The following is a 26,015-nucleotide window of genomic DNA, read 5'->3' as shown; positions in this document are numbered from 1 at the left end:
GACCGTCAGCATCACGCCATACGCTCCGAAGTGTCAAGAGGCTGAAGGAGCGAGGATGCCGACAGCGAACGGGGCCAGGAGGCCCGAAGTGACCATCGAGCGCGTGGTCGAGTGGTACGACACCGACGCCTCGGGCCATCAGCACAACTCGGTGGTCGTGCGGTGGGTTGAGGCGGCGGAGGCGGAGCTGCTGCGCCGGCAAGGTCTGGAGTGGCTGTTCGGGCGGATCCCTCGGGTGCGCCACGAGGTCAACTACCGGAACCGGGTGAGGTTCGGCGAAGCCGTGACCATCCGGCTGCGTGTGGAGGAGCTGGGAAGGACGTCCCTGCGATGGTCCTTCGAGGTGACCGGTCAGGAGGGCCCCGTGGCCGACGGCACCGTCGTCGTCGTGTGCGCGTCGCCGGACTCGCCGACCGCCACCCCGTGGCCGCCGGATGTGCGCGCCGCGCTGACCGGTGAGCGTGAGGTGAACGCGCAGTGAGAATCGCAGTTCTGGGCGGCGGGCCGGGAGGGCTGTACGCCGCGGCCCTGGCCAAACAGCTCGACCCGTCGCGGGAGGTCACGGTCTGGGAGCGCAACGCCGCCGACGACACCTTCGGCTTCGGCGTCGTGTTCTCCGAGGAGACCCTCGACGGCATCGCCGCCGCCGATCCGCAGATCTTCGCGCGGCTGGAGGAGGAGTTCGCCACCTGGAGCGACATCGACATCCACTACCGGGGCTCGGTGCAGACCGCGGGCGGCCACGGTTTCGCCGCGATCTCCCGCAAGCGGCTGCTTCAGATCCTGCAGCGCCGCTGCGCGGACCTCGGCGTCGATGTCCGTTTCCGGACCGCCGCGCCGCCGGTGGAGGAGCTGTCGGCCGCATACGACCTGGTGATCGCGGCCGATGGCGTGAACTCCGCCACCCGTGCCGCGTACTCCGAAGTGTTCTCGCCGTCTCTGGACGTGCGCGGCAGCCGCTTCATGTGGCTGGGCACCGACCGGGTCCTGGAGTCCTTCACGTTCATCACCGCCGAGACGGAGTTCGGTCCGCTCACGGTGCACGGGTACCCGTTCAGCTCCGAGGCCAGCACGTTCATCGTCGAGGTGAACGAGCAGACGTGGCTGCGGGCCGGCTTCGACCGGTTCGCGGCCCGGGAGTACCCGCCCGGCGAGAGCGACCACGACAGCATCGCCCTGTGCGAGCGGCTGCTCGGCGGCTTTCTCGACGGCCACCGGCTGCTGAGCAACAACTCCAAGTGGGTCAGGTTCACCACCGTACGCAACCGCACCTGGCGGCATGGCAACATCGTCCTGCTCGGGGACGCCGCGCACACCGCTCACTTCTCCATCGGCTCGGGCACCAAGCTGGCCATGGAGGACGCCATGGCGCTGGCCGGGAGCCTGGAGCGCTTCCCCGGCGACGTCCCGGCGGCGCTGGACCGGTACGAGCGTGAGCGCAAGCCCGTCGTCGAGTCCACCCAGCGGGCCGCGCAGGCGAGCCTGGAGTGGTTCGAGAACATCGAGCACGCCGTCGGGCAGGAGCCGGAACAGTTCGCCTTCAACCTGCTCACCCGCAGCCGCCGGGTCACCTTCGACAATCTCCGGCTGCGCGATCCCGAGTACGCCGGGTCGGTCGAGCACTGGTTCGGCCAGCGGCAGAAGACCCCGTCGAAGCCCGCCCCGGCGCTGTTCCAGCCGTTCCCGCTGGGTGGCCTGGTGCTGCCGAACCGGGTGGTGGCCGCCCCGATGGCCAGCTACGAGGCGGCCGACGGCATACCGGGTGAACGGGAGCTGATCCATCTCGGCAGCCGGGCACTGGGCGGCGCCGGGCTCGTCCTGACCGGAATGACCGCGGTCAGCCCCCAGGGCCGGATCACGAGCGCCTGCCCCGGCCTGTACACCGATGAGCAGACCGCCGCCTGGCGGCGTATCACGGACTTCGTCCACACCCACTCCTCGACCGCGGTGGGCGTACAGCTCGGCCACTCCGGGCGCAGGGGATCGACCCTGCCGCCGGGCAGTGGCGGCGCCGGGGCGGTGGCCGACGACGCGGGCTGGGAGACCGTCGGTCCCTCGCCGATCCCGTACGGCACACTGCCGGCTCCCCGGGAGCTGGACGAGGCCGGACTCGCGGCCGTCGTCGCCGAGTTCCGGGAGGCGGCGCGGCGGGCGGACGCGGCGGGGTTCGACGTCCTGGAGATCCAGGCCGGCCACGGATTCCTGCTGTCGACCTTCCTGTCGCCGCTGACCAACTTCCGCGATGACCGCTACGGCGGTGCGCTGGAGAACCGGTTGCGCTTCCCCCTCGCCGTACTCGACGAGGTCCGCGCGGTGTGGCCGGACACCAAGCCGCTGCTGGTCCGGATCTCCGCATACGACTGGGTCGCGGGAGGGACCACACTCGACGAGGCGGCGGCGATCGCCACAGCCTTCGGCGAACACGGCGCGGACGCGATCGACGTCTCCAGCGGCGAGGTGGTGGCCGAGGAGAAGCCGGCCTACGGGCGCAGCTACCAGACCCCGTTCGCCGCGCACATCCGGTCCGTCACCGGAGTCCCGACGATCGCCGTCGGCGGCATCTCCAACGCCGACGACGCCAACTCGATCATCCTGGCCGGCCGCAGCGATCTCGTCGCCGTCGGCGCGGCGTATCTGCACGATCCGAACTGGGTGCTGCACGCGGCCGCGGAGTTGGGGCACACCGGGGCGGACGGGTCGTGGCCGGCGGCCTTCGCGACCGGAATCCGCCGTCCACCGGCCGGGCGCCGGGAGCGCACGGCCACCGTACTCCGGCCGGCCGGAGTCGTCCGCAGGCGCTGGCGCGCCACTGGCAGCAGGAGCCGAGCATGAAGGAACTCCCCTCTTTCACCGCGGCGGCGGTGCAGGCGGCCCCCGTCTTCCTGGATACCGACGCGACCATCGACAAGGCCGTGGAGCTGATCCGGGAGGCGGCGGCGGGCGGGGCCACCCTGATCGCCTTCCCCGAGGTGTTCGTCCCCGGGTATCCGTACTGGAACTGGACGATGAGCCCGGTCGCCGGATCGCCGTGGTTCGAGAAGCTCGTCCGCTCCGCGATCGACATCCCGGGCCCCCACCTGGACACCCTGCGCGCCGCGGCCGCCGGCACCCGGACCACCGTCGTGATCGGTGTGAACGAACGCAGCGCGCACAGCCTCGGCCTGCTCTACAACACCGTCGTCACCATCGGCCCCGACGGCTCGGTGCTCCATGTGCACCGCAAGCTCGTGCCGACCTGGGCGGAGAAGCTCACCTGGGGCGGCGGCGACGGCAGTACGGTCCGGGTCGTCCCCTCGGCCGTGGGCCCGCTCGGCACGCTGGCCTGCGGTGAGAACACCAACACGCTCGCGCGGTTCTCCCTGCTCGCCCAGGGGGAACTCGTGCACGTCGCGAACTACATCTCCCTCCCCGTGGCCCCGGCCGACTACGACATGGCGAACGCCATCGCCATCCGCACCGCCGCCCACTCCTTCGAGGGCAAGGTCTTCTCCCTGGTGTCCTGCTCCACGATCACGGAAGAGATGATCGAGGTGGCGGCGGGGGACGACGCCGAGATCGCCGAGCGGATGCGCCGTCCGCGCAGTGCGCTGTCCGGCGTCTTCGGACCGGACGGCAACCCGGTGGTCGAGCCGCTGGTCGACAAGGAGGGCATCGTCTACGCCGACATCGACCTGGGACGCTGTATCCAGCCCAGGCAGATGCACGACATCACCGGCCACTACAACCGGTTCGATGTGTTCAGCCTGCGGCACGACACCCGGCCGCAGCGGCCCGTGGTGCTGATCGACGAGCCGCAGACCGCCACGGCGGCCGAGGACCGCCCGTTCGAGCCCGTCCTCGGGCCGTGGGAGCCGCCGGCGCGGTGAGACCGCACGGCCGCACGGCCACACGGCCTTCCGGCCCGGGAAGCTCCGATGGATCGTCAGGCGGTCGGGGCGGCGGAGCGCGGGCGGGTGACCGCCTCGACATGGCGACGTGCCGCCGGGGCGAGCCGTTCGTGCAGTTCGAAGAAGACGTCCGCGGCACGCGCTCCGTGCCAGTCCGGAGGCAGGAACTCGGCCGGAAGGCCGGGGTCGTGATAGGGCAGCCGCCGCCAGTGGGTGAGTGTCGACACGAGGTCCGCGAACGCGGCTGCCCAGCTCTTCTCGTCGTCCTCGGGAGACCGCTGCTGCCACCGGCTCAGCGTCGGGCCGTGCTGGGCGATGAACTCCTCGTACATCCGCTCGAGTTCGCCGAGGTCCCACCAGGAGGTGACGGCCTCGGCAGGCGGCCGGAACGCCACATGGTCGGCCCGGAAGAGGTCGACGTACTCGGTGAGCCCGCTGTCGGTGAGGGCGCTCCGGGCCTCGTGCTCGACGTGGGCCGGGGCGACCCAGACGCCGGACGCGACGGTGCCGAAGCCGAGCCCCGACAGCTGCGAGCGCAACTGGTGGCGCTTCTCGCGTTCGGCCTCGGGGATGCTGAAGACGACCATCACCCATGCGTCGTCCGCCACCGCCCGCGTCCGCCGGAAGATGCGCTGGTCTCCGTCGAGGAGGATCGTGCGCGCACTCTCGGACAGCGCGTAGCCCGCGGCCCCGTCGACCCTCTCGGCGACCAGGATGCCGCGACGCTTCAGCCGGGAGATCGAGGACCGCACGGCGGTCTCGTCCACGCCCACGGTGCCCATCAGCCGGATCAGTGAGCTGACGCTCAGCCAGCCACCGGCGTCCCTGGCATAGAGGCCGTAGATCGTCACGATCAGGGCGCGGGGCTTCGCGCCCCTGGCCGATCCCGGCTCGTCGTCGTACTGCGCGGTAGACACACCGGGTAGTGTACTGGTTTCGTGTCGGCCGTCACGAGGTGACCCAGCGACGGGCTGTAGCCTCTTCGTTGCGGTCGTAACGATTGTCGCACATGACGCCTCGCCGTCCCCGCGCATGTCCCGGCCGACGCCTTCGGCCACCGGCGGATCGCCGGGTGAATGGTGAACGACCCGTACTTCTACGGCAGCCACATCCCTGACTGGACGGTGATCAAACCCGTCTTCCACCAGGGCAAACCGGTCTTCTTCCCCGGCGTCCGCGCGCATATGGTGGACGTCGGCGGGCCGCAGGCCGGCGGATGCAACGCCGACGCGCGCGATGTCTGGCAGGAGGGCTTCCGGGTGGCCCCGGTCAAGCTGGCCGCACGCGGCGAGACACGGCACGACATCCTCGAACTGCTGAAGGCGAACAACCGGCAGCCGGACATCATGGAGGCGGACCTCAACGCGATGATCGGCGCATGCCGCATCGCCGAGCAGCGGGTGATCGCCCTGCTGGACAAGTACGGCTTCGAGGAGACCCTGGAGGCCGTGCACTACATCCTCGACTACAGCGAGCGCCGCACCCGCGCGGAGATCGCCAAATGGCCGGACGGCGACTACCGCGGCAGGGCCGTGCTGGACTCCGACTTCGCCGACACCCGCGACATCAACGTCGACTGCACGATCCATGTCCGCGGTGACGAGGTGGAGGTGGACTCCACCGGCAGCCGCCCGCAGACCTCCGGGTTCGTCAACAGCCGCCCCGGCAACACCGGCTCATAGGTGTTCAGCTCGTTCAGCACGGTCTTCGACGACATCCCCATCAACTCGGGCTTCTTCCGGCCGATCGCGCTGAACATGCCCGAGGGAACCGTCGTCAACGCCGCCGCACCGGCACCGGTGGGCAAACTCGACCATCTGTATCGGCAACGACATCGGCCAGGCGACCGTCCAGGCACTCGAACAGATGGTGCCCGAACGCGTCGGCGCCTCGACGATCGACCTGACGGTGGACACCTTCTACGGTCACGACACCCGCCAGCCGGACAACCCCTTCTACGTCTCCTTCGACTACCTGGCCACCCCGATTTCCTCCGGCGCGGCCTATGGGACGGACGGCTGGGGCGCCTGGTCGACACCGCACTGCACGCTCAAGCTCACCACCGTCGAGCTGTCGGAGATCCAGTACCCGTCCCTCTACCTCAAGGCCGAATACGCCACCGACGCGGAGGCTCCGGGGCGCTGGCGCGGCACACCGGCCTTCCATATGCGCCGTCAGAACCCGGACGGCACCACCGCCACGCACAGCATCTTCGTGCAGGGCCACCGCAACGCGCTGATGGGATGGGCCGGCGCCGGCAGCGGCGCCGGCAACTACGTCATCCTCGACCAGGGCGGGCCGAACGAGCGGCTGGTGACCGAGTTGGCCTTCAGCTACGAGAGCGTCCCGGGCGAGATCATCTTCGCGCAGAGCGGAGGCGGTGGCGCCTGGGGCCCGCCACTGGAACGCGACCCGGCCGCCGTCCTGGACGACGTGCGCAACGAGCTGGTGAGCGTCGAACGTGCCAGGAAGACCTACGGAGTGGTGATCGACCCCTCCCGTATGACCGTGCTCGAACAGGAGACCGCCGTGCTGCGTGACGCCATGCGCGGAGCGCCGGAGGTGACATAGGGACTCCCGCGAGCCCGCGCCGGCCCCCGCACGGCGAACGGCGCGTCGAGCGGGGGACCGGGGGACTGGACGGCACGCCGGCGTGCCGTCCACCCGCGTCAGGAAGAAGATCACCGGTACGGCGCGGTCGGCGAGCCGGTGGTGGCGGTGGTCTGGGGAGGGCCGGTCCGCGGGCCGATGAGTTATCGACGCGGCCGCGGTCTATACATGCATGATGACCCGGATTCTGAAGACTCCCGAGGCGGACCTCGCCTACGACGTCCACGGCCCCTTGCCGAGCGCGGACTCACGTTCACCGCTCATGATGATCGGGCAGCCCATGGACGCCAGCGGCTTCAAGGCGCTGGCGTCGTACTTCCCGGAACGTACCGTGATCACCTATGACCCGCGTGGCCTCGGCCGCAGCACGCGCAAGGACGGCTCCGTCGAGCACACTCCGCGGACCCAGGCCGCCGATGTCCACGCCGTCATCGAGGCACTGGGCGCGGGTCCGGTCGAGATGTTCGCGAGCAGCGGCGGCGCGGTGACCGCGCTCGCCCTCGTCTCGGCGTACCCCGACGATGTGGTCACCCTGGTGGCGCACGAGCCACCGCTGATGACCGTGCTGCCCGACGCCGGAGCCGCCGAGCGCGCCAGAGCCGGTGTCCGCGACGCCTACGAGGACAAGGGCTGGGGCGCCGGTATGGCGGCCTTCATCATGATGACGTCATGGCGGGGCGAGTTCACCGACGACTACTTCGCGCAGCCCGCACCGGACCCCGCCATGTTCGGGATGCCGACCGACGACGACGGTTCCCGCGACGATCCGCTGCTCTCCGACCGGTCATGGGCGGTCAGCGGCTACCAGTCGGATGTCCCCACGCTCCTCGCGGCGCCCACGCGGATCGTGATCGCGGTGGGCGAGGAGTCCCAGGACACCTTCACCGGCCGCACCTCGGTGGCCGTCGCCGCGCTGCTCGGCCGGCAGGCGACCGTGTTCCCCAGCCACCACGGCGGCTTCCTCGACGGCGAGTCCGGCTATGCCGGCCAGCCCGAAGCCTTCAGCCGCAAACTGCGCGAAGTCCTCGACGACAACGGATAACACACCCGCCGGCAGGCTTACCGGTCGATGGGCGGGCCGAGCGGGGTGTGCTGTGCCTTCGAGCCTTCGAACGTTGCCGCAGGCTGTCCGGGACGGGTGTGCTCACCCGGTCCCGGACCCTGTTGCCCAGGGGCGACGCTCCTGACGCGGTCGGCGTGCCTCCCGCACCGCGCGGGTGCCACGGCGACGATCGCCGCCGTGGCACCCGCGCGGGGTTGGTCATCTGTCCTCGGGAAGGATCACGCCCTCGATGATCTTGATCTGTTCCCGCGCGGTTCCGTATTCGTACGGGCGGACTCTCTGCCTGTGGGATCGCGACGGACCGCGACGGACCGTGGGCCGCGCTCAATCCTGTGCGGCCATCCGATGTCCGATCTTCGCGCGTTCGATCAGCGTCTTTCTGCCGATGCCACGGCGCTCCCGTGTGGTGTCGGCTTTCTGGGCCGCTCGTTCGCGCTCGGTCTCCTCCTCCAGCACGACCCAGGTCCGCGGGTCGATGACGACGCCGTAGTCGGCCTTCGCCCCTTCGAGGGAGACGTACTCGTCGAGAACGTCGTCGAGGACCATCTGCGGGTCGCGGTCGAGGGGGTCGCCCCATCCGCCGCCGGCGCCGCTCTGCCCGAAGACGGTGACCGACGGGTCGAACGCCTGGAAGACGTTGCCGTCCGCGACGATCAGTTCGGCGTCGCCGCCCTCGTCGAAGATGGTGACATTGCCCGTTCCCTCGTAACCCCCGGCGTACCCGGGAAGCGGATGCACGATGCCTCGTGGGTCGGAGTACGCGGCGGTGTCGCGGGCTCCGCGCAGGGTGCGGCGCATGGCGAAGGCCGGGCTGCCCCGCCACTGGCCGGGTGCCGCCGAGTCGGTCGCGTACTCGTCCTGGTAGTAGAGGCCGGGAAACTGCCATTCGTTGATCTCGACGTTCACTGGGCGGGCGACGCTGAACGGGGCTGCCCAGCCGCCCCAGCCGTCGACGCCGTACGTCGCGCTGCCCGAGGTGGCGGTCACCGAGAACTCCCAGTACAGGAAGAAGCTGTCGCCCGCTTCGGGGTCGGGGCGATCCTGGTCGGGACGCTGGTCGAAGCCCCTGACGTAGTGGATGGGCAAGGGAACGGAGACGTTGCCGACGCGCTCGGGCACGAACTGCTCGCAGGCTTTCATGACGGCCTGCCCGATCTGGCCGCCGCAGCACAGGGTGGAGTCCATGGTGGCGGCCGGCGGGTTGGCGTTGACCAGGGTTCCCTTCGGGAGGTTGATGGTCAGCGCGTTGAACAGCCCGGAGTTGACGGGGATCTCCGGGCAGAGCACGGAGATCGCCACGGAGACCCAGGCGATCGAGTTGGCGGCGACGCTGTTGATGGTGCCGCTGGTCTGCGGGTCGGTTCCGGTGAAGTCGAGCGTCATGGTGTCGTCGGCGACCGTGAGGCTCAGCTTGATCTTCAGGTCCCGGTGATCACGGTTGTCCGTGTCGATGAAGACCTCGGAGTGGTAGGTGCCGTCCGGCCAGCCGCGGATGTGCTCACGGAGCTTGCGTTCGGAGTAGTCGAAGATCCACTCCAGGGATTCACGGATGGTGTCGAGGCCGTAGCGGCCGCACAGTGCGCGGATGCGCTCCTCACCCTTCTGGCATGCTCCGATCATTCCGACCAGGTCGGCTTCGAGGAGCTCGGGGAGCCGGTTGTTCCGCTTCAGCCAGTCCCAGAGTTCGCGGCGCCGCTGGCCCTTCTCGACCAGCTTCAGGGGGGCCGGGCGGAAGCCCTCGTGCCAGATCTCGCAGCCGTCGGGGTTGCCGCCCCCGGGGAACGGGCCGCCCTGGTCGGCGACGTGCAGCCGGGTGGCCGTGAAGAACAAGGGCCGGCCGTCGAAGAAGATCGGCAGGAGCACCGTGTAGTCGCCGATGTGGCTGCCGCCGGAGTACGAGTCGGCGACCAGGAGCACGTCGCCCGGGTCCAGGTCACCGCGGAAGAAGTCCAGGCTGACCTGCGCCGCGCTGAGCTGGGCGAAGGAGTGCAGGATGATCCCGTCCCGCGCGACCATCTTCGCCTCGACCCCGTCGTAGCTGTAGACACCGGCGCCGCAGTCCTTGGACTCGGCGACGACCGGATGCTCCGACGAGCGGGTCAGGGTCTCGTAGATCTCGGTCGCCGTGGTGTCCAGGGCGCTGCGGACGATCGCCGCTGTGATCGGGTCAGCCATGCTGGACACCGCCTTCCTGCCGCGCGTGGTCGCCGTGATTGTCGTGGTCTACGGAATCTTCGGGATCGATTCCGTAGACGTTCCGGGCTGTTCCCGGGGTGATGAGGCCGTCGGCGAGGTCGCTGAGAACGGCGGCCCGGTCGCGTGCGCCGGGTGAGCCGTATCCGCCCCCTCCGGGCAGGCGTAGCCGGAGCCGGTCGGCGGCGAGGGGCTCCTCGACGGCGACGGTCGGCGCGGGTTGCCATCCCTGCGGGGTATGGAACGCGACCCCGCCGGGCTCGCCGGCGACCGCGCCGTCGAGTCCGTCCACGACGCGCGCCGCGGTCGGGGTCCAGAGGGTGTACTCGTGGCCGGGGGAGAGTCCGATGACGGCCTCGACGCCGGGAGCGCCCGCCCATTGCCCCGCGCCGGCGGTGTCGGCGGCGTACTCCAGTCGCTCGATCCGCGTGCCGGTCTCGATCTCCCACTGTTCGGCGGAGGGAAGTTCGGCGCGGCTGGCCAGGGCGGGCCCGCCCCAGCCGTCGTGACCGGGGGTGGCGCTTCCACCGCCGACGCCCCAGCGGACGAGGTCGGTCTGGTCGCTGCGGTCGGTGGCCGGCCGGCTCAGCACCAGCGGCCGAGGAGCGGTCAGCGTCGGCAGCGGCCTCGGGGCCGCGTTGCGCAGGGCGGCGGCGACGGCCTCGGTGACCTCGCTGCCGCAGTGGTGGACACCCAACCCGACCGGAGCGGGGTCGACGGCGTGGGTCGCGCTGCCGGGCCGGGTGCGCACCTCGACCGCCTCCAGCAGCCCGCTGTTCGCCGGTACCCTGTCGCCCAGGGCGGCGAGGACGGCCCGCAACGCGCAGTCCGCCGTCGTCCCCGACGAGCTGTTGACGAACGAAGGCCGCTGGTCGTCGGTGTCGGTGAAGTCGAGTACGAGCGTGTCCCGCTCGACCGTGGCCGACACCCGCACGGTGAGCGGCCCGGCGCCGGAGGGATCGTCCTCAAGGGCGCGGGCGGCGGTGTAGGTGCCGTCGCGCCAGTCGGCGATGGTCGCCCTGACGAGCTGCTCGGTGTAGGTCCGGGCGTGCGCGAGCCCGGCGCGGACCGCCTCGCTGCCACGGGCGCCGACCAGTTCGGCGAGCCTCCGCCGGCCCAGCGAGAGCGTTGCGCTCGCGGCGTCGACGACCCGCCGGGTCTCGTCCGGGCGGCGGCCGTTGAGCAGAAAAGTGGTGAGTACGTCCCGGGTCTGCCTGCCCATGCGCTGGATCTTGATCGGGGTGATGGGTACACCCTCCGCCAGGATCTCCGTCGCGCGCGGGTAGAGGTTCCCTCCGACCTGCCCGCCGAGATCGCGGATCGGGACCCGCACGACGAGGTGCAGGAGCATCTCGCTCTCCACCACCAGCGGGCTGAGCAGTGTCAGGTCCTGCACCCGGGTGCCCCCGCGGTGGGGGTCGTTGGTGACGACGATGTCGCCGTCCTTGAGGTCGAACTCGAAGTAGTCGACGATGGCGGCCACCGTCTGTGCCATCGAGCCCAGCTGCAGTGGGTTGTCCACCGCCACGATCCGGCCCGCCGCGTCGGCGATGGCGACGCAGAAGTCCCGGACCTGGCTGATCTCGGAGATCGGAGCCGCGTTCGCGAGGACCGTGGCGAGTTCGTCGGTCTGGGCGATCAGACTGGTGCGCAGGATCTCCAGATCCACGGCCGATGTGCGCGCCGTCTGCTGGCCCTCGGTGATCGTGGGCATCAGCTCACCACCTCGATGACGTAGGTCTCGTGCTGGTCCAGCATGGCTTCCTGGCCGTCGTAGATCACGATCGTGGTGCCCGGCTCATGGATCACCGCGGGACCGGGAATGACGTTGCCCGGTTCGACGAGGGCCCCGTCGTAGATCGGGGCCTCGATGAAGCCGCGGCCCTCGAAGTAGGCGTCCCGGGTGCCGACCAGCGCCGCCGCGGGGTCCTCCTGGGCGAACTTGCGTCCCGCCCCCGTGGCGTTCATGTTCCGCAGGCCGGTCATCTCGAGCCGCACGGAGACGATCTGGACCGGCTGGTCCGGCCGCTTGTGGGCGTAGAGAGTCTCGTGCATGTCGTGGAAGTCGCGGATGGCCCGGGACACACTCACCGCGGAGATCCGCCGGGTGCGGGTGTTCAGGGGGACGATCACCTCCTGCACCTGCCCGTTGTAGCGCAGGTCCAGATAGCGTTCCAGCCGCACCGAGTCGGTCGCGGGCAGCAGTTTCTCCGCCTCGGCCTGCATGGCCTGGAAGGTCGCGGTCAGGTCTTCCGGGTCGACGCGGTCCGCCGAACGCAGGAACGTCTGCACCCGCGAGACCTTGAAGTCGGCGACCAGGCCGCCGAACGCGCTGAGCACGGGGGCGTTGCGGGGCACCAGGATCGTCTTGATCCCGAGGTCGACGGCCTGGACACCGGCGTGGATCGCTCCCGCCCCGCCGAACGCCATCAGAGCGTAGTCGCGAGGGTCACGGCCTCGGGAGACCGATACGTACCGCAGGGCGTTGGACATGTCGCTGTTCGCGATCCGGAACACTCCGATCGCCGCCTCGACCGCGGAGATCCCCAGCGGTTGGGCGACATGCGTCTCGAACGCCGCGATGGCGGCCTCCCGGTCGAGGCTCATCTTTCCGCCCATGAACCGGTCCGGGTCCATGAAGCCGAGCACGAGGTTCGCGTCCGTCACCGTGGGGCGGGTGCCGCCGCGCCCGTAACACGCGGGTCCGGGGGAGGCGCCCGCGCTCTCCGGGCCGACCCGCAGCGCGCCCGCCTCGTCGACCCACGCGATCGACCCGCCGCCCGAGCCGATGGTGTGGATGTCCACCAGCGGGACGGCGACCCGGTAGCGGCTGATCCAGTTGTCCACGCCCACTTCGGGTTTGCCGTCGTGGATCAGGCATACGTCGTAGCTGGTGCCGCCCATGTCGGCGGTGATCAGGTTCCGGTAGCCGGAGCGCTCGCCGACCGCCACCGCGGCGACGACCCCGCCCGCCGGACCGGAGAGGACCGCGTCCACACCGTGGTCGGCGGAGTAGGCGACGTCCATGATGCCGCCGTTGGACTGCACCACCAGCAACGAACCCGCGAACCCCGCGTCGCGCAGCCCCACGTCCAGCCGGTGGAGATAGTTCTTCAGCATCGGGCTCGTGTACGCGTTCACGACCGTCGTGGAGACCCGCTCGAACTCGCGGACCTGCGGCAGCACATCGCAGGAGAGCGTGACGAAGCACTCCGGGTGCTCCTCGGCGATGATCTCCGCGATCCGGCGCTCATGCGCGTCGTTCACGAACGAGAACAACAGACACACCGCGATCGAGGAGATCCCCGCCGCCTTCAACTCCCGTACCGCGGTCCGGACCTCGTCCTCGTCCAGCGGGATCACCACGTCACCCGCGTAACTGGTCCGCTCGGTCACCCCTTTGCGGAACCGGCGCCGCACGATCGGGTGCGGTGCGGGCAACGACAGGTCGAACAGGCTCTCCCGGTATCCCCGGCGCAGCTCCAGGATGTCGCGGAACCCCTTCGTCGTGATCAACCCGGTCGGCACCCCGTCGTACTCCAGCATCGCGTTGGTCACGACCGTGGTGCCCAGGATGACGAAGTCGGTCTCCGCCAGGAGATCAGCGGTGTCGCGGCCGAAGTGCCCGGCGATCACATCCACCGCCTCCAGCACCGCCGCGGCCTCGTCGTTGGGCCGCGATGACACCTTCCCTGTGAACAACTCGGATTGATCCGTCGCCACGAAGTCGGTGAACGTGCCACCCACATCGATCGCAACCGTGTAACCCATCTTCATCACCGTCGATCAGGTACGTGGGCTCGGCAGAGCCCGGGGAACGGACATGGCTTCACTGCTGTGACTGGGACGACCGCGGCAACCGGTTCAGGGCCGCTTGGAGTCGCGGGTGAGCAAGGGCCCCACGGCCCGCACCTGGAGTCGGGCGGAGTTGCCGGGCATATAGCTCATGGGAATCTCGTTCACGGTGGTGATGCGGATGCAGGCCGGGTCGGCGCCCGCCCGGATCGCGGCATCGGTGGCCTCCGCGCTCGCCTCGGCGATACAGGCTTCGCGGCTGCTGGACTCGTAGCGGAAGGCGCGGTCCACGGTGCCGGACGCCTCGGCGATGGCCGCGCCGATGGCGTTGGCGACGCCCGCGTGCCGGTGGCGTACGACCTCGGTCACCTCGGGCAGTTCGTCGGGCAGGAGCATGGCGCCGCCGCCGACGGCGATCAGCGGGAGCGCCGTCCGGGCGGCCCTGATCCGGTCGGCGAGGGTGGCCACCCGCTCGTCGATCCACGCGACGGCCGCGGCGGCCGTGCCGGCCGCGAGCCTCTCCGCGGGGTTCCGGGTGCCGAGGCTCGCCCGCCCGGCCGCGACGGCGGCATCGCTGAGCGTCACGGTGTCGCCGCCGAACGCGAGCGCCCGATGGGTGAGTTCGTGGCCCACGCTGTCCGGGCCCACCGCGAGTTCCGGTTCGGTGCGGATGATCGAACCGCCGCCCATGCCGATGGAGATCAGGTCGGGCATGCGGTAGTTCGTGCGTACACCGGCGATCTCCACCGCACTGGCCGACTGGCGCGGGAACCCGTCCACGAGTAGCCCCACGTCGGTGGACGTACCACCGACGTCCATCACGATCGCGTCGGTGAGTCCCGACAGATACGCGGCGCCGCGCATCGAGTTGGTCGGACCCGACCCGATCGTCAGGATCGGCCGGCGGATCGCTTCGGCCGCCGACAGCAGCGTGCCGTCGTTCTGGGTGAGATACACCTCCGCGCGCAGCCGGTGCTGCTCCAGAGCGCGCTCCAGCCCATGCACGATGTCGGCGCCGACGAAGGTGAGCGCGGCGTTGAGCACCGCGGAGTTCTCCCGCTCCAGCAGACCGAGGCCGCCGACCTCGTGCCCCAGGGTCACCGGCACCTTCTCGCCGAGAGCCTCGGTGACGATCGCGGCCGCCCGGATCTCGTGGTCGGGGTTGGCGGGGGAGGTCGTGCCGGTGATCGCGATCGCGTCCACCGTGTCACGGCAGGACTCGGCGAACTCGCGCACGGCCCGCTCGTCGAGCGGGGAGATCTCGGTTCCGTCGTACTCGTGACCCCCGTGGACGATCTCGACGCGCCCGCTCACCAGCGCCCTGAGATCCTTGGGCCACGCCACGAGCGGCTCGATCGCCAGCGTGGCGGGCGCGGCGAGCCGCAGGATTCCGACCCTGGCCAGACCCTTCCGGCGGATGATCGCGTTGACCGGATGGGTGGTGCCGAGCATGACCTGGCCGACGGCGTCGCTGTCGACGCCGACCAGCACGGCGGCGAGCGCCGCGCTGATGCCGTCGAGCACCTCCGGGGTGGTGGCCGCCTTATGCCAGGTCAGCACCTGGCCCGCGTCGTCGACGACCACCGCGTCGGTGTGCGTGCCGCCGACGTCGATGCCGACCCGCAGCCCGCTCATCGGGAAGCCTCGAACGGCACGTAGTCGATGTCGTAGCCGAACGCCCGTGGCCCGGTCAGCGCGACCCCCTCGGGGGTGCGCCACCTCTCGTCCGCGGGCATCGCGATCATGTGCAGCCGCTGCCCGTACGCCAGTCCCTCGGTGGTCATGGGTATACCGGTCTCCATATCCAGGAAGGTGATCAGGTCGGGGACGGTCACACGCGGCACGCCGTCCTCGAACGCGACCAGGTTCTCGTTCTGGATCTCCACCCGCATCGCCCGCGTCGGATCGTCCACGTGCTGGAGCGACACCGTGCCTCGTGTCCAGCCGTCCGTCGTATAGCGGTCGATGTCGATCACCTTGCCGGTGAACAGGATCTGCGCGTCGCAGAAGTCGAGGAACCGCTCGTAGGCGTTCGGCTCCCCGTTCTGGACGGCGCGTACCAGGCGGCCGATCTCGATGCAGTAGGTCAGCGACCCGTTGGCCGCCGATTCCACGCACTGCTTCGCGGTGAGGGGATAGGCGCTCGCCATCACCGCCATGCCCATCTGGGTGATGCAGGCCCTGACCAGCTTCTCGGCCGTCATGTTGTCGACCGCGTCGAGCATCACATGATTGCCCTTCACATCACACAGGCTGAACGGGCTCGCGCTGATGCCGGCGAGGTGCGTCAGCGTCATCTCGATCTGCGGGAACGCCCTGCGCATCATGTCCGCGTCGACGACCGGAAGGCCCAGCTCGGCGGCGGCCGCCGCGGGGAACAGACCGTTGATCCCGCCGACCTCGACCGGCATGATCGCCACCCCGCGCCTGCCCAGCCGCGCTTCGAGCGCTTCCAGGACCTGGCCCAGCTCGCGGCCGTTCGGAATCCGCTCGGTCATCACGGTGGGCGCGCCCGCCATCGCGACGGGGAGCAGGAGCCCCTCGGGATCCAGCTCCTCGGCGCGGACCAGCGGGACCGGGCCGTGCCGCTCCAGCGCCTGGAGCAACATCAGCTTGCCGATGTGCGGGTCGCCCCCACCGCCCGTACCGAGCACCACGGCGCCCAGAGCGAGGTCTTCGACGTCCTCGACGGTGATTTCACGCACCTCGACTGCCTCCTCGTAACGGCGATTGACATGGGAAGGACACCACGCAGGTGAGGACGGCGTCATTAGGCGCTCTGCTGAAGATACCGGCCGTAGCTGTGCGCCGTGCCCAAGCAGGAATCGGCTACCCGGATTCCGTCGCCGCGTGCACGGCCAGGCGCACCGCGAGCCGCTGATCGGGTTGGGTGAGATCCACCGTGAGCAGCCGGCTCACCTTCTCCAGCCGGTTCAGCACGGTGTTGCGGTGTACGCCGAGCACCGCGGCCGCGACGGTCGTCGACGACTCGTTGTCGAGGTAGGCCCGCAGTGTCTGAAGGAGCTCGCCGTTCGGATCCGCCGAGCGGACCGGCTCCAGCAGCGCGTTGACGATGTCGCCGAGCGGACCGGTCGAGTACCAGGCCACGAGGAGCCTTTTGACGCTGGCGGTGTCGACGTGCTCGACGGGAGCGTCGATGTCCTGGGTGCGGGCGAGCAGGCCGGCCTGTTCGGCCTCCTGAAGGGAGTGCCCCAGCCCGTCCGTACCCGAGTGGGCGCCGCCGATCCCGGCACAGAGCCGCAGCCGCGGATCGTCGTGCTCGGCGCTCAGCAGCGCCCGGCGCACCAGCTTGGCCAGCGCGGCGGCCGCGTGGGGATGGGGTTCGGCATCGACTGTGGTCCAGAACGCCCAGCCGGTGGGGCGTTCGACGAGGCTGGCCGTGAGCCCGTGTGCCCGCAGCGCCTGTTCGAGCAGGGCCGCCGTGCCCGCCGGGTTGGGCGTGGGCTCCGCCCCTCGCCCGGCGATCTGCACCGCGGTGTGCCAGCCGGACAGCCGCCAGCCCAGCGTGGTGGCCTGCTCGACGGTCTGCCTGCGGGGCGTCTCCGGGTTCTCCAGGATCTCGGTGAGCAGCAGCGTGCGTTGCCGGCTCTCCCGTTCGAACTTCAGCGAGCGTTCGCTGAGGTAGGCGGTGTAGGCGAGTGCCGCCACGGCCAGAATGCGGGTCTGGGCGTTGAGTACATGGCCCGAGCTGGCCGACGGGGGCCTCGCCACCAGCCAGAGGTTGGGCGCGGCGCCTCCCGCCACCGTCGCCGCGTGGACCAGGAGCAGTTCGTCGCCGTCGCGCAGGGTGCGCGGCGCCTGTGAGGGGGAGGCGGCGAGCTGGGCCAGGCCGGCCAGGAACTCGGTGGACAGCGGCTCCAGGGCGCCGGCGATGAGGTGCCCGTCGGTGTCGACGAGTCCGACCGGGCTGCGCATGACGGCCGCGAGGCGGCGCAGCAGCTCTCCGGTGTCCCCGGGGACGCTCGACAGCGCGGTGACGGCATCGTGGAGCAGCTTGGCTCCGACCAGGGCGGGCGCTCGCACATGCGGTTCGAGTTCCGCCACCACGCTGCCGACGTCGACCCGGTCGAGGAGCACGATCGGCAGGTCGAACTTCTCGGCCAGGTGCTGGGTCGCCGCCGGGATGCGGCGTTGTGGTCGCTCGGCGACGATGCCGGCGATCCGGGTACGGAAGCCGGTGGAGATCGCCAGCTCGATGGCGACGTCCTCGGCGGCGAGCTGGCTTCGGTCGAACACCACGAGCGCGCCGGGTGGCAGAGTGGAGATGGCCCGCACCGTGGTTCCGGGCACGACGCAGTCGACGCGCCGTAGCATCGCCTTGTCGCCGCCGATCACCTCGTGGTCCGGCGTGACGCCCAGTGCGAGCAGTTGGCCCAGGGTGACTTGTAGGCCGTGGTGGGCGCTGTGCATAGCGGTGCCCTCACATATCAGCAGAGTGCCTAATGACAGGCATCATGGTCTGCGGTTCGCTTTCCGGCAACGACGCCAGCCGCAATGCAGGAGGCGATATGAAGCTGACCGTTGTGGTGCCCATCATCGACGAGGGATTCACCACGCAGGTTCGTGAGGAAGTCGCCGCCTGGGCGTCCCCGAACACCACGATCGAGGTCCGCCGGATCGAGCGGGGCCCGGCGTCGATCGAATCCGCCTACGACGAAGCCTTCGCCGTACCGGGGATCGTCACCGAGGTCGAGGCGGCGGCCCGCGACGGCGCCGACGGCGTGTTCGTCACATGCTTCGGCGACCCGGGGGTGCACGCCGCCCGAGAGGTGGTCGACGTCCCCGTGGTCGGCGGCTTCGAGCCCGCGGTGCTCACCGCCCTCTCCCTCGGCGAGCGGGTCGGAGTCGTCACGATGCTCCCCAACGTCGTGCCGACGGTCCACCGCATGGCGCGCCAGCACGGTATCGCCGAACGCTGCCGGTCCGTGCGGGCCGTCGACATCCCCGTCCTGGCGCTGCACGATCAGGACGTGCTGCTCGGCCAGCTGGCCGAGCAGGCGGCCGAGGCCGTCGCGGCACAGGAGGCCGACGTGATCGTGCTCGGCTGCACGGGCATGATGGGCGTCGCGGCGGCGCTGCAGACCCGGCTGGAGCGCGAAGGCGTCTACGTACCGGTCGTCGACCCCACCGGCACCGCCCTGGTCTGGCTGGAGAGCCTGGTGCGGCTCGGTATCCGGCACAGCCGCACGACCTACTTTCCCCCGCCCGCCAAAGAACGCCTGCTCTGATCCGCACTTCGCCGTCAAGGGCGCCGGCGGGGCAGGCCGACGGTCCGCCCTTCCTCACGCGATGACCAGGTACACGTCGGCGTGTCGCCGAACTCCCCTTCCCTGAACCCGTAGCGGACGAGAGCCGGCTACGGATGCCCTCGCCGTCCCGCATCGCGACGTCGAGATTCCGGTCGCCGCGGGTGCGTACGCGTGTGTCCCGTTGAACGACGCCCGATTCCCCTACCGGCGTGGCTTGCCGCGGGCGTGGTGCCGGAGTCGCTTTCCCCTGCTCGACCGAACAGACCGCTCCTTGGTGAATGACGACTCCGGGTGGCTTCCGACGGGCGTGACCGCGCCCGTCGGAAGGGTCGTCGCAACGTCCCGTTCCCCGCGCGACAAGCAGGAGACCTCATGCAACCCACGACCCCCCTGTCCACACGATCACCGGCGGCCACAGTCCGGCGCGGCTCGGCCAACGGCGCTCTCTTCGCCGTCGTCACCATGTTCTTCGGCTACATGATGCTGGAGAACGCGCTTCCGACCGCTTTCCCGACCATGCAGCAGGCCCTCGGTGTCTCCACACCGGCGATCGCATGGGTCTTCACCGGCCTGATGTTGTCCAATGCCATTCTGACCCCGCTGGCCGGCCGGCTCGGCGACATCCGGGACAAGCGGACCGTGCTCATCGGTTCCATGGTCGCCGTCGCCGTGGGAACTCTGCTCCCCGCGCTCGCCGAGAACATGGTCCTGCTGACCGCCGGGCAGATCCTGCAAGGCGCGGGCGGGGGGTACCTGGCGCTGTCCGTCGGCCTGCTCAACGACACCCAGACGCCGAAACAGGCCCGGATGGGCAACGGCTTCCTGTTCGCGGCGGGGGGTGTGGGGACGGTGACGGGCCTCCTTATCGCCGGGATCATCCTCACATCGCTGCCGTACACCACGCTCTACTGGATCGCCTTCGCGATCATGCTCATCGCCATCGCGGTCGCCTGGAAGTACGTCCCCTCGGCCCCACCGGTCAAGCGGGGCAAGGTCGACTGGTACGGCGCCGTCCTGCTCACCGTCGGTCTCGCGCTCGTGTTGCTCGGGATCACCCTGGCCGCCGACCACGGATGGACCTCGCCGAGGGTGCTGGGGCTGATCCTGGGCGGGGCCGCGGTCCTCGCGGTGTTCGCGACCGTCGAGTTCCGCATCCCGGAACCCCTGGTCGAGTTGCGCCTGCTGCGCGATAGACCGGTGCTGTTGACCTGCGTGGTCGCCTTCGTCGTCGGCTTCGGGACGACCGCCCTGCTCGTGTCCATCCCGATGCTCGTCGCGCTGCCGACCGCCACCGGTTACGGACTGGGTGGCACGGCCACGCTCACCGGTCTCTACCTGCTCCCGTTCGGTGTCGTGGCGCTGATCGCCGCACCGCTCACCGGGTGGCTGGAACGCCTCATCGGGGTCCGCTGGGTGATCGCCCTCTCCAACGCCGCGATGCTCGCCGGTGCCTTGATCCTGCTCGCCGTGCCGGACGGTCCCTGGGTGATCGCGGTGGCGTCCGGCCTGGTGGGGCTGACCATCGGCGTCGGGATGACCCAGGGGATGAACATCGTGATAGCGATCGTTCCCCCCGAGCGAGTCGCCAGCGTCAGTGCGCTCTCGGTCGTAGCCCGGGCCGTGGGCGGCGCGCTGGGCTCCCAGATCACCGCCGGGCTCATCGCCGGCACCACCATCGCCGGCACCCCGTTGCCGGCATGGGACGGTTTTGTCGCGGCCTTCTCCGTCCTCGGGGTCGTCGGCTTCGTCGCGCTCCTGCTGAGTCTGGTGTTCCCCGCCCGCCTCACACCGCGTCAGGCGTGAGGGATTCGGACACCCGGTCAGGGCGTCAGCGGCCATGGCACAGGCCATGGCCGCTGACGTGCTGGGCACCTCCACCCGCGAGGTCGCGTGGCCCTGGTTCGCTCAGGCTCCGTGGCCTCGGTCGGGTTGAGGGGCCGGGGTGCGCCGCGGATTGTTGGTGACTCACTCCAGGTGGGTGTGGGTGGAGATGGTGTGTTGCTCGTCGATGCCCGTCCGCTGGTCACCGCCGGTACGTGCCGGGCTGCTCGGGAGCACAGCCCGCCTGTTCCGCCAGGCGCCCCCCTTGCGTGGTCGCAGCGTGCACCGTCCCGTCGACGAGGGTCGCGACATCGTCGGCGAACCGTTCGGCGATCCCGGGGTCGTGGGTGATGAGCAGCACGCCGAGCGCTTCCCGCTCGCACAGCTCGCGTACCAGTTCCAGTACGGACGCCTGAGTCACCGAGTCGAGAGCCGATGTCATCTCGTCGCACAACAGCACACGTGGCCGGGCCGCCAGCGCGCGGGCGATCGCGACCCGCTGCCGCTGCCCGCCGGAGAGTTCCCCGGGCCTCCGCCGCATATGGTCCGCAGGGAGTTCCACCAGGGACAGCAGCCGGGCGACCTCCTCGTCGATCTGCTCCGCGTGCGTCATCCCCCTGAGCACCCGCAGCGGACGGGAGAGGGCGGTGTGCAGGGTCTGCGCGGGATGCAGGGTCAACGCCGGACTCTGCGGAACGAGTTGGACCGCGGCCCGGTCGGTGAGCGGTCGTCGCCGGGCGTCGGGGGCCAGCGTCCTGTCGTCCAGGAGAACCACCCCTTCGTCCGGGGGGTGCAGGCCGGCCAGGCAGCGTGCGAGCGTGCTCTTCCCGGAGCCCGAGACCCCGGTGAGGGCGAGGGCACGCCCGGGTACGAGGGCGAGGTCGACCCCGCGCAGCACCGGCCGGGAGCCCAGGGCGACCCGCAACCCGGACGCTTGGAGAACGGGTGCGGCACCACCGGCGTCCTGTCGGACGTGGTACGCCCCTCCGCGCGCCGCGGCCATCAGGCGACGCGCCGCCGGGGAACGCGGGGACCGGACCACCCGCGCCGTCGGCCCGTCCTCGACGATCCGCCCCTGGTGCAGAACCACCATCCGGTCGGCGAGACCGTCCAGGGAGGCGAGGTCATGGGTGATCCACAGCAGTCCCACCCCGGCCGACCGTAGCCGCGCCAGCTCTTCGCGTACGTGCGCGCGGGACCGGGCGTCGAGCGCGGACGTCGGCTCGTCAAGGACCAGCAGCCGTGGTTCCCCGGCGAGGGCCATGGCCAGCGCCACGCGCTGCTGCTCGCCGCCGGAGAGTTCCGCCGGGCGGCGCCGGCCGAGGGACGGCGCGAGTCCGACCCTGTGGAGCAGCGCCGCTACCGCGGCGCGGTCACGGGTACCGAGCGCCGTGCGCAGGGTCGTGGCGATCCGGGGGTAGGGGTTGAGGGTGCTGCCCGCGTCTTGTCCCACATAGGCGCAGGTCCCGCCGCGCAGCCCTGGCGGGGGCTCGGGGAGTACGGAGCGTCCCCCGACGCTCACCTGACCCGAGCGGTGGGTGATGCCGGGACGCAGGTGTCCCAGGACGGCCAGGGCGAGCGTGGTCTTGCCCGAGCCCGACGCACCGACGACGGCCAGGGACTCGCCGGGAGCGAGGGTCAGCGACGCCCGGTCCAGCACCGGCCCCTGGGGCGAGTCCAGCATCAGCTCCGCGACCCGCACCAGCGGGGGCGCGGCGGTGAGTCCGGCGGCCGACCGGGCGGTGGACGGTTCGGTCTCCGGCGGGGGTACCGCGACGTCGTGCCCGGTCGCAGCGGGAAGGGGCCCCGGCTGTCCGGCCGCTGGTGCCGAGGGTTCCGTGCTCGTCTGTCGACCCGGTGTCCGATCCGTCCCGGTCGACCTCGCTTCGGTCATCGTGCTCCCCGTGTTCTGTGGGTGATGGTGTCGAACAGCAGGTTGACGCCGACCGTGAGGACGGCGATGAGCAGCAGCGGGGCGAGCAGCGCCACGGGTTGGAGCGTCGCTCCGGGAAGCGCCTCGACGATCAGGGCGCCCCAGTCCGGACCGGTGTCGCCGACTCCGAGGAACCCGGCCGCGGTCACGAGGTACAGCGCCAGGACGAACCGCAGCCCGAGGTCCGCGGCCACCGTCGAGGAGACCAGCGGCAGGACCTCGTGGCGCAGCAGCCACGGCCAGCGCTCCCCACGAGCGATCGCCAGTTCCACATGGGGCCGCCGAAGTACTGGCACGGCAGCGGTGTGGATCACCCGAGCGGAGAGCGGGGCGCTCACCGCACCGACCGCGAGGACGATGCCGGACCGGCCGGGCACCGCGGTGAGCACGAGCAGCAGCGCCACCACCGGGGGTATCGCGGCGACGGCGTCGAGCGGGCGTAGGACGACGGCCTCCATACGCCGCCGCCGGTGCCCCAGCAGTGCGGAACAGAGCCCCGCGACCGTGCCGAGGCTCACGGCCAACGCCGCGGCCGCCACCGTCGTCAGCACGACGGCCGGGCCGCCGGCCAGGAGACGGGACAGCACATCGCGTCCCAGATGGTCGCCGCCGAGCCAGTGGCCGGGGGCAGGAGCCGCGTACGGGGCGGTGACGACGGCGGTGGGGGAGTGCGGAGCGAGGACCGGGCCGGCCAAGGCGATCAGCAGGACGGCACCGATCACCGTCGCGCACAGGCGGGCGCGGACGGGCCACCGGGCGCGGAGGGTGCCCGCAGGCGGCGCGGCCGCGCTCACGCCGGCTCCGTACGGCCGTCGGCGACGTTGACGAGATCGGCCGCCAGGGTCGCCAGCAGCGTCAGCGCGCCCGTGATCATCGCCAGTGCCTGGACAACGGGCAGATCCCCGTTCTGTACCGCTGTCACCAGGAGCTTCCCTGTCCCCGGATAGCTGTAGACGATCTCCACCAGTACCGCGCCGCCCACCAGACCGGCGGCGGTGATCAGCCAGATCTGGGCCGCCGCCGGAAGTACCGCGGGCAGCACGGCCTGACGCAGGATGGCCCGTTCGGGTACACCGTTGAGCCGCATGAACTCCACATGCGGTGTCTCCAGTGCGGTGGCCGTCTGGGCCCGGATCACCCGGCTCGCGTACGCCATGCTGACCAGGAGCAGACTGAGCACGGGCAGCACCAGAACCTCGGGGTGCTCCAGCGGATGCTCTCCGGCGGGTACGAGCGAGGCGGCGGGGAGCCATCCCAGGCGACCCGCGACCAGCAGTGCGAGCAGGCTCGCGACGATGAACTCCGGTACTGCCACGGTCAGCAGGAGGGCCGCCGACCCCGCACCGTCCAGCCGGCCGCCGGGCCGGCGGCCGAGTTCCACCCCGAGGGCGAGTGACAGCGGCACCAGGAGCATGACCGTGAGTCCGGCGACGACCGCGGTGTTGCCCAGCCGGCCGGTGAGCATGTCGGCCACGGGCGTGCCGTTGGCCGAGGTGCCCAGATCCCCGCGGACGAGGCCGGCGGCCCATTCCCCGTAGCGGCTCGCCAACGGCTCGTCGAGGCCGAGGCGGCTTCTGGCCAGGGCCGCCTGCTCGGGGGTGGTACCGGGACCCAGTCGCGCGGTGGCCGGATCCCCCGGCAGCAGGTCGACCCCGACATAGACGACGAGGGAGAGCGCCCACAGCAGACCCGCGGCCACCGCGAGCCGGCCCGCGACATAACGCACGGTGGCCCGGCTCACGCGACGAACCCGACCCTGCCCACCCAGGGGTACTTGGGGGACTCCCGCCCGTCGACGCCGGTGAGCTTCTCCTTCGCCACGCTGACGACGTCGCCGCGCCCCCAGGCCACCCAGTTGCCGCGGTCGACCATGACCTCCTGGGCGGTCCGCCACGCGTCGGCCCGGGTGGCCTCGGAGGTGGTGGATATGGCGGTGCGGACGGCTTCGTCGAGTTCCGGGTCGGGGAAGGCGAGAGTGGGGTAGGCGGCGGAGCGGGTGTAGGTCAGGGCCAGGGAGAAGGGCCCCAGGGGGAAGGCCATGGCGTCGCACGCCTTCATGCCGTCGGGGTCGAAGCCCTCGTTCACGCCGACCTTGACCAGGGACGCCTTCAGGCCGAGTCCTCGCAGTTGCTCGACGAACAGCTCCGACGAGGAGTTCAGCCCCGACTCGTACTCCGCCGTCCGGACGATGAACGGCTTGCCCAGCGCGCCCGCCTCACGCAGCAGTCTCTCGGCCCGCGTGGTGTCGCGCCGGGGGATGGGCACGCCCGTGAGGAAGTGTTCGGCACCCGCGCCGAAGAGGTCGTCGGCCACCGATCCGAAGCCGAGGAAGACCGATCGGACCAGGGCCTCGCGGTCGATACCGAGCCGGATGGCCTTGCGCACCCGAGGGTCGGCGCAGACACCCCGGGTCACGTTGAGGACGAATCCGTAGGTGGTACGCATGGCCTCGCCCGCGGTGCGGACCTGGAGCCCCGCGCCGGGAGCCCCGGCCTTGGCGGTGGCGAAGGGGACGTCCGAGGCGTAGTCGGCCTGGCCGCCCTTGACGGCGTTCACTCGCGCCTGGGGGTCGTCGATGCTCAGGAGCGTGACCCGCTCGGCGTGGCCCGCGCCGTCCCAGTACGCGTCGTGGCGTTCGAGTCGGGTCTCGACGCCCGCCTGGAAGTGGGTGACCCGGTACGGGCCGGTGCCGACGGTGTCCGCGGCGGTGAAGGATGTCACGCCGTTCTTGATGACGTACAGCCCGGCGCCGGCCAGCAGGGTGACGGGGTCTCCGACCGGTCGCACGGTCGGCAGGACCACCGTGTGGTCGCCGGTGGCGCGGGCCGCCCGCAGATCGAAGTACGTGGACAGTTCGCTCGGGAACCCGCGGTCGGGCGAGGCGCGATGGCGGAGGGTGTGCACCACATCGGCCGCGGTGAAGGGCGATCCGTCGTGCCAGGTGACCCCCTGGCGGAGCGTCAGGGTGCACTTCTCGCCTTGGGCGCCGGGTTCGGCGGCGGTGGCGAGCGAAGGTCGGGCAGTGCCCTTGTCGAAGAAGAACAGCTGGTCGAAGACGATCGCGTACCGGGCGAGATCGCAGGGGGTCTGACCGACGGTCGGATCGAGGGACTCGCTCGCACCGGAACCCGCGAAGCCGAGCCGGACGTCGCCGCCGCGCCGCACCGCGCCGGTGGGCGTGCCGCTGGTGACGGGCGCGCCGCCCTTGCCCGGTGAACAGGCGCTCAGCACGGGGGCCATGGCGGTGGCGCTCAGACAGGCGAGGGCGAGCACGCTGCGCCGGGTGAGGGGGGCGACGGTCGGTCGAGGGGACTGGCTGCCCGTGAGGCGCGTTCTGTGGGACATGGCACTCCGAGGATTTACGATCAGCGGATCGATGCGTACGGTGTTCGCGTAAGGCTAACCTAACTTAACCGCCTGTTCTGTGGCGGTCGTGAGTGTGG

18 protein-coding genes and 1 pseudogene are annotated in these 26,015 nt (G+C 70.8%); 8 read left to right on the top strand and 11 right to left on the bottom strand.

Features of this window, described 5'->3' with window-relative positions:
- The first annotated feature begins 55 nt into the window (after positions 1-55).
- Genes ACWEFL_RS29895 through ACWEFL_RS29885 form a run of 3 tightly spaced genes read left to right on the top strand, consistent with a single transcriptional unit; the run spans position 56 to position 3,866 of the window.
- Positions 56-481, top strand: a complete 426-nt coding sequence (locus ACWEFL_RS29895) for an acyl-CoA thioesterase (protein WP_451718399.1) — start codon at positions 56-58, stop codon at positions 479-481.
- Entirely contained in the window at positions 478-2,832 is a 2,355-nt protein-coding gene (locus tag ACWEFL_RS29890; RefSeq protein WP_451718397.1) for an oxidoreductase, read from the top strand. Before ACWEFL_RS29895 ends, ACWEFL_RS29890 begins: the two co-directional genes overlap by 4 nt.
- Positions 2,829-3,866, top strand: coding sequence for a carbon-nitrogen hydrolase family protein (locus ACWEFL_RS29885; RefSeq protein ID WP_451718395.1), 1,038 nt, complete (start codon positions 2,829-2,831; stop codon positions 3,864-3,866). The genes ACWEFL_RS29890 and ACWEFL_RS29885 overlap by 4 nt, the downstream gene beginning before the upstream one ends.
- Positions 3,867-3,922: 56 nt before the next feature.
- Here ACWEFL_RS29885 and ACWEFL_RS29880 read toward each other — a convergent pair whose 3' ends face one another.
- Entirely contained in the window at positions 3,923-4,804 is an 882-nt protein-coding gene (locus ACWEFL_RS29880) for a PaaX family transcriptional regulator (protein ID WP_451718393.1), read from the bottom strand.
- Between the two features lie 159 nt (positions 4,805-4,963).
- Between ACWEFL_RS29880 and ACWEFL_RS29875 the strand changes: the two are divergent.
- The 3 genes and pseudogenes from ACWEFL_RS29875 to ACWEFL_RS29865 all read left to right on the top strand — a co-directional run.
- Positions 4,964-5,683 (top strand): annotated as a pseudogene (locus ACWEFL_RS29875) (hydantoinase B/oxoprolinase family protein); the annotation flags it as partial.
- Between the two features lie 19 nt (positions 5,684-5,702).
- Entirely contained in the window at positions 5,703-6,458 is a 756-nt protein-coding gene (locus ACWEFL_RS29870) for a hydantoinase B/oxoprolinase family protein (protein ID WP_451718471.1), read from the top strand.
- Positions 6,459-6,669: 211 nt separating this feature from the next.
- Positions 6,670-7,539, top strand: a complete 870-nt coding sequence (locus ACWEFL_RS29865; RefSeq protein WP_451718391.1) for an alpha/beta fold hydrolase — start codon at positions 6,670-6,672, stop codon at positions 7,537-7,539.
- A 345-nt stretch (positions 7,540-7,884) separates the two neighbouring features.
- Here the strand turns inward: ACWEFL_RS29865 and ACWEFL_RS29860 are convergent, their stop codons facing one another.
- The 6 genes from ACWEFL_RS29860 to ACWEFL_RS29835 form a co-directional block, all read right to left on the bottom strand.
- Positions 7,885-9,735, bottom strand: coding sequence for a hydantoinase B/oxoprolinase family protein (locus tag ACWEFL_RS29860; RefSeq protein ID WP_451718389.1), 1,851 nt, complete (start codon positions 9,733-9,735; stop codon positions 7,885-7,887).
- Positions 9,728-11,467, bottom strand: a complete 1,740-nt coding sequence (locus ACWEFL_RS29855; protein WP_451718387.1) for a hydantoinase B/oxoprolinase family protein — start codon at positions 11,465-11,467, stop codon at positions 9,728-9,730. Before ACWEFL_RS29855 ends, ACWEFL_RS29860 begins: the two co-directional genes overlap by 8 nt.
- Positions 11,467-13,524, bottom strand: coding sequence for a hydantoinase/oxoprolinase family protein (locus tag ACWEFL_RS29850; RefSeq protein ID WP_451718385.1), 2,058 nt, complete (start codon positions 13,522-13,524; stop codon positions 11,467-11,469). Before ACWEFL_RS29850 ends, ACWEFL_RS29855 begins: the two co-directional genes overlap by 1 nt.
- A 93-nt stretch (positions 13,525-13,617) precedes the next feature.
- Entirely contained in the window at positions 13,618-15,183 is a 1,566-nt protein-coding gene (locus ACWEFL_RS29845; protein ID WP_451718383.1) for a hydantoinase/oxoprolinase N-terminal domain-containing protein, read from the bottom strand.
- Positions 15,180-16,253 (bottom strand): DUF917 domain-containing protein, encoded by a 1,074-nt coding sequence (locus ACWEFL_RS29840; RefSeq protein ID WP_451718381.1) that lies wholly within the window; start codon positions 16,251-16,253, stop codon positions 15,180-15,182. The genes ACWEFL_RS29845 and ACWEFL_RS29840 overlap by 4 nt, the downstream gene beginning before the upstream one ends.
- 124 nt (positions 16,254-16,377) lie before the next feature.
- Positions 16,378-17,979, bottom strand: coding sequence for a PucR family transcriptional regulator (locus ACWEFL_RS29835; protein WP_451718379.1), 1,602 nt, complete (start codon positions 17,977-17,979; stop codon positions 16,378-16,380).
- Positions 17,980-18,077: 98 nt separating this feature from the next.
- Here ACWEFL_RS29835 and ACWEFL_RS29830 point away from each other — a divergent pair, with 98 nt between their 5' ends.
- Positions 18,078-18,797, top strand: a complete 720-nt coding sequence (locus tag ACWEFL_RS29830; RefSeq protein ID WP_451718376.1) for an aspartate/glutamate racemase family protein — start codon at positions 18,078-18,080, stop codon at positions 18,795-18,797.
- 393 nt (positions 18,798-19,190) lie between these two features.
- The gene (locus ACWEFL_RS29825) at positions 19,191-20,621 is read left to right on the top strand and encodes an MFS transporter (protein WP_451718375.1); all 1,431 of its coding nucleotides are present in this window, start codon (positions 19,191-19,193) and stop codon (positions 20,619-20,621) included.
- A gap of 220 nt (positions 20,622-20,841) precedes the next feature.
- Here ACWEFL_RS29825 and ACWEFL_RS29820 read toward each other — a convergent pair whose 3' ends face one another.
- Genes ACWEFL_RS29820 through ACWEFL_RS29805 form a run of 4 tightly spaced genes read right to left on the bottom strand, consistent with a single transcriptional unit; the run spans position 20,842 to position 25,917 of the window.
- Entirely contained in the window at positions 20,842-22,533 is a 1,692-nt protein-coding gene (locus ACWEFL_RS29820) for an ABC transporter ATP-binding protein (RefSeq protein ID WP_451718372.1), read from the bottom strand.
- Positions 22,530-23,366 carry an ABC transporter permease gene (locus ACWEFL_RS29815; RefSeq protein ID WP_451718369.1) on the bottom strand — a complete coding sequence of 279 codons (837 nt, stop codon included), beginning with the start codon at positions 23,364-23,366 and terminating at the stop codon, positions 22,530-22,532. Before ACWEFL_RS29815 ends, ACWEFL_RS29820 begins: the two co-directional genes overlap by 4 nt.
- A complete protein-coding gene (locus ACWEFL_RS29810; RefSeq protein WP_451718366.1) occupies positions 23,363-24,313 on the bottom strand; it encodes an ABC transporter permease in 951 nt (316 codons plus the stop codon). Before ACWEFL_RS29810 ends, ACWEFL_RS29815 begins: the two co-directional genes overlap by 4 nt.
- Complete coding sequence (locus ACWEFL_RS29805) at positions 24,310-25,917, bottom strand: ABC transporter substrate-binding protein (protein WP_451718363.1); 1,608 nt, start codon at positions 25,915-25,917, stop codon at positions 24,310-24,312. The genes ACWEFL_RS29810 and ACWEFL_RS29805 overlap by 4 nt, the downstream gene beginning before the upstream one ends.
- Positions 25,918-26,015 lie beyond the last annotated feature (98 nt).

This window comes from Streptomyces sp. NPDC004838 (assembly GCF_053600955.1).
This window is presented reverse-complemented; position numbering and strand designations above follow the sequence as displayed.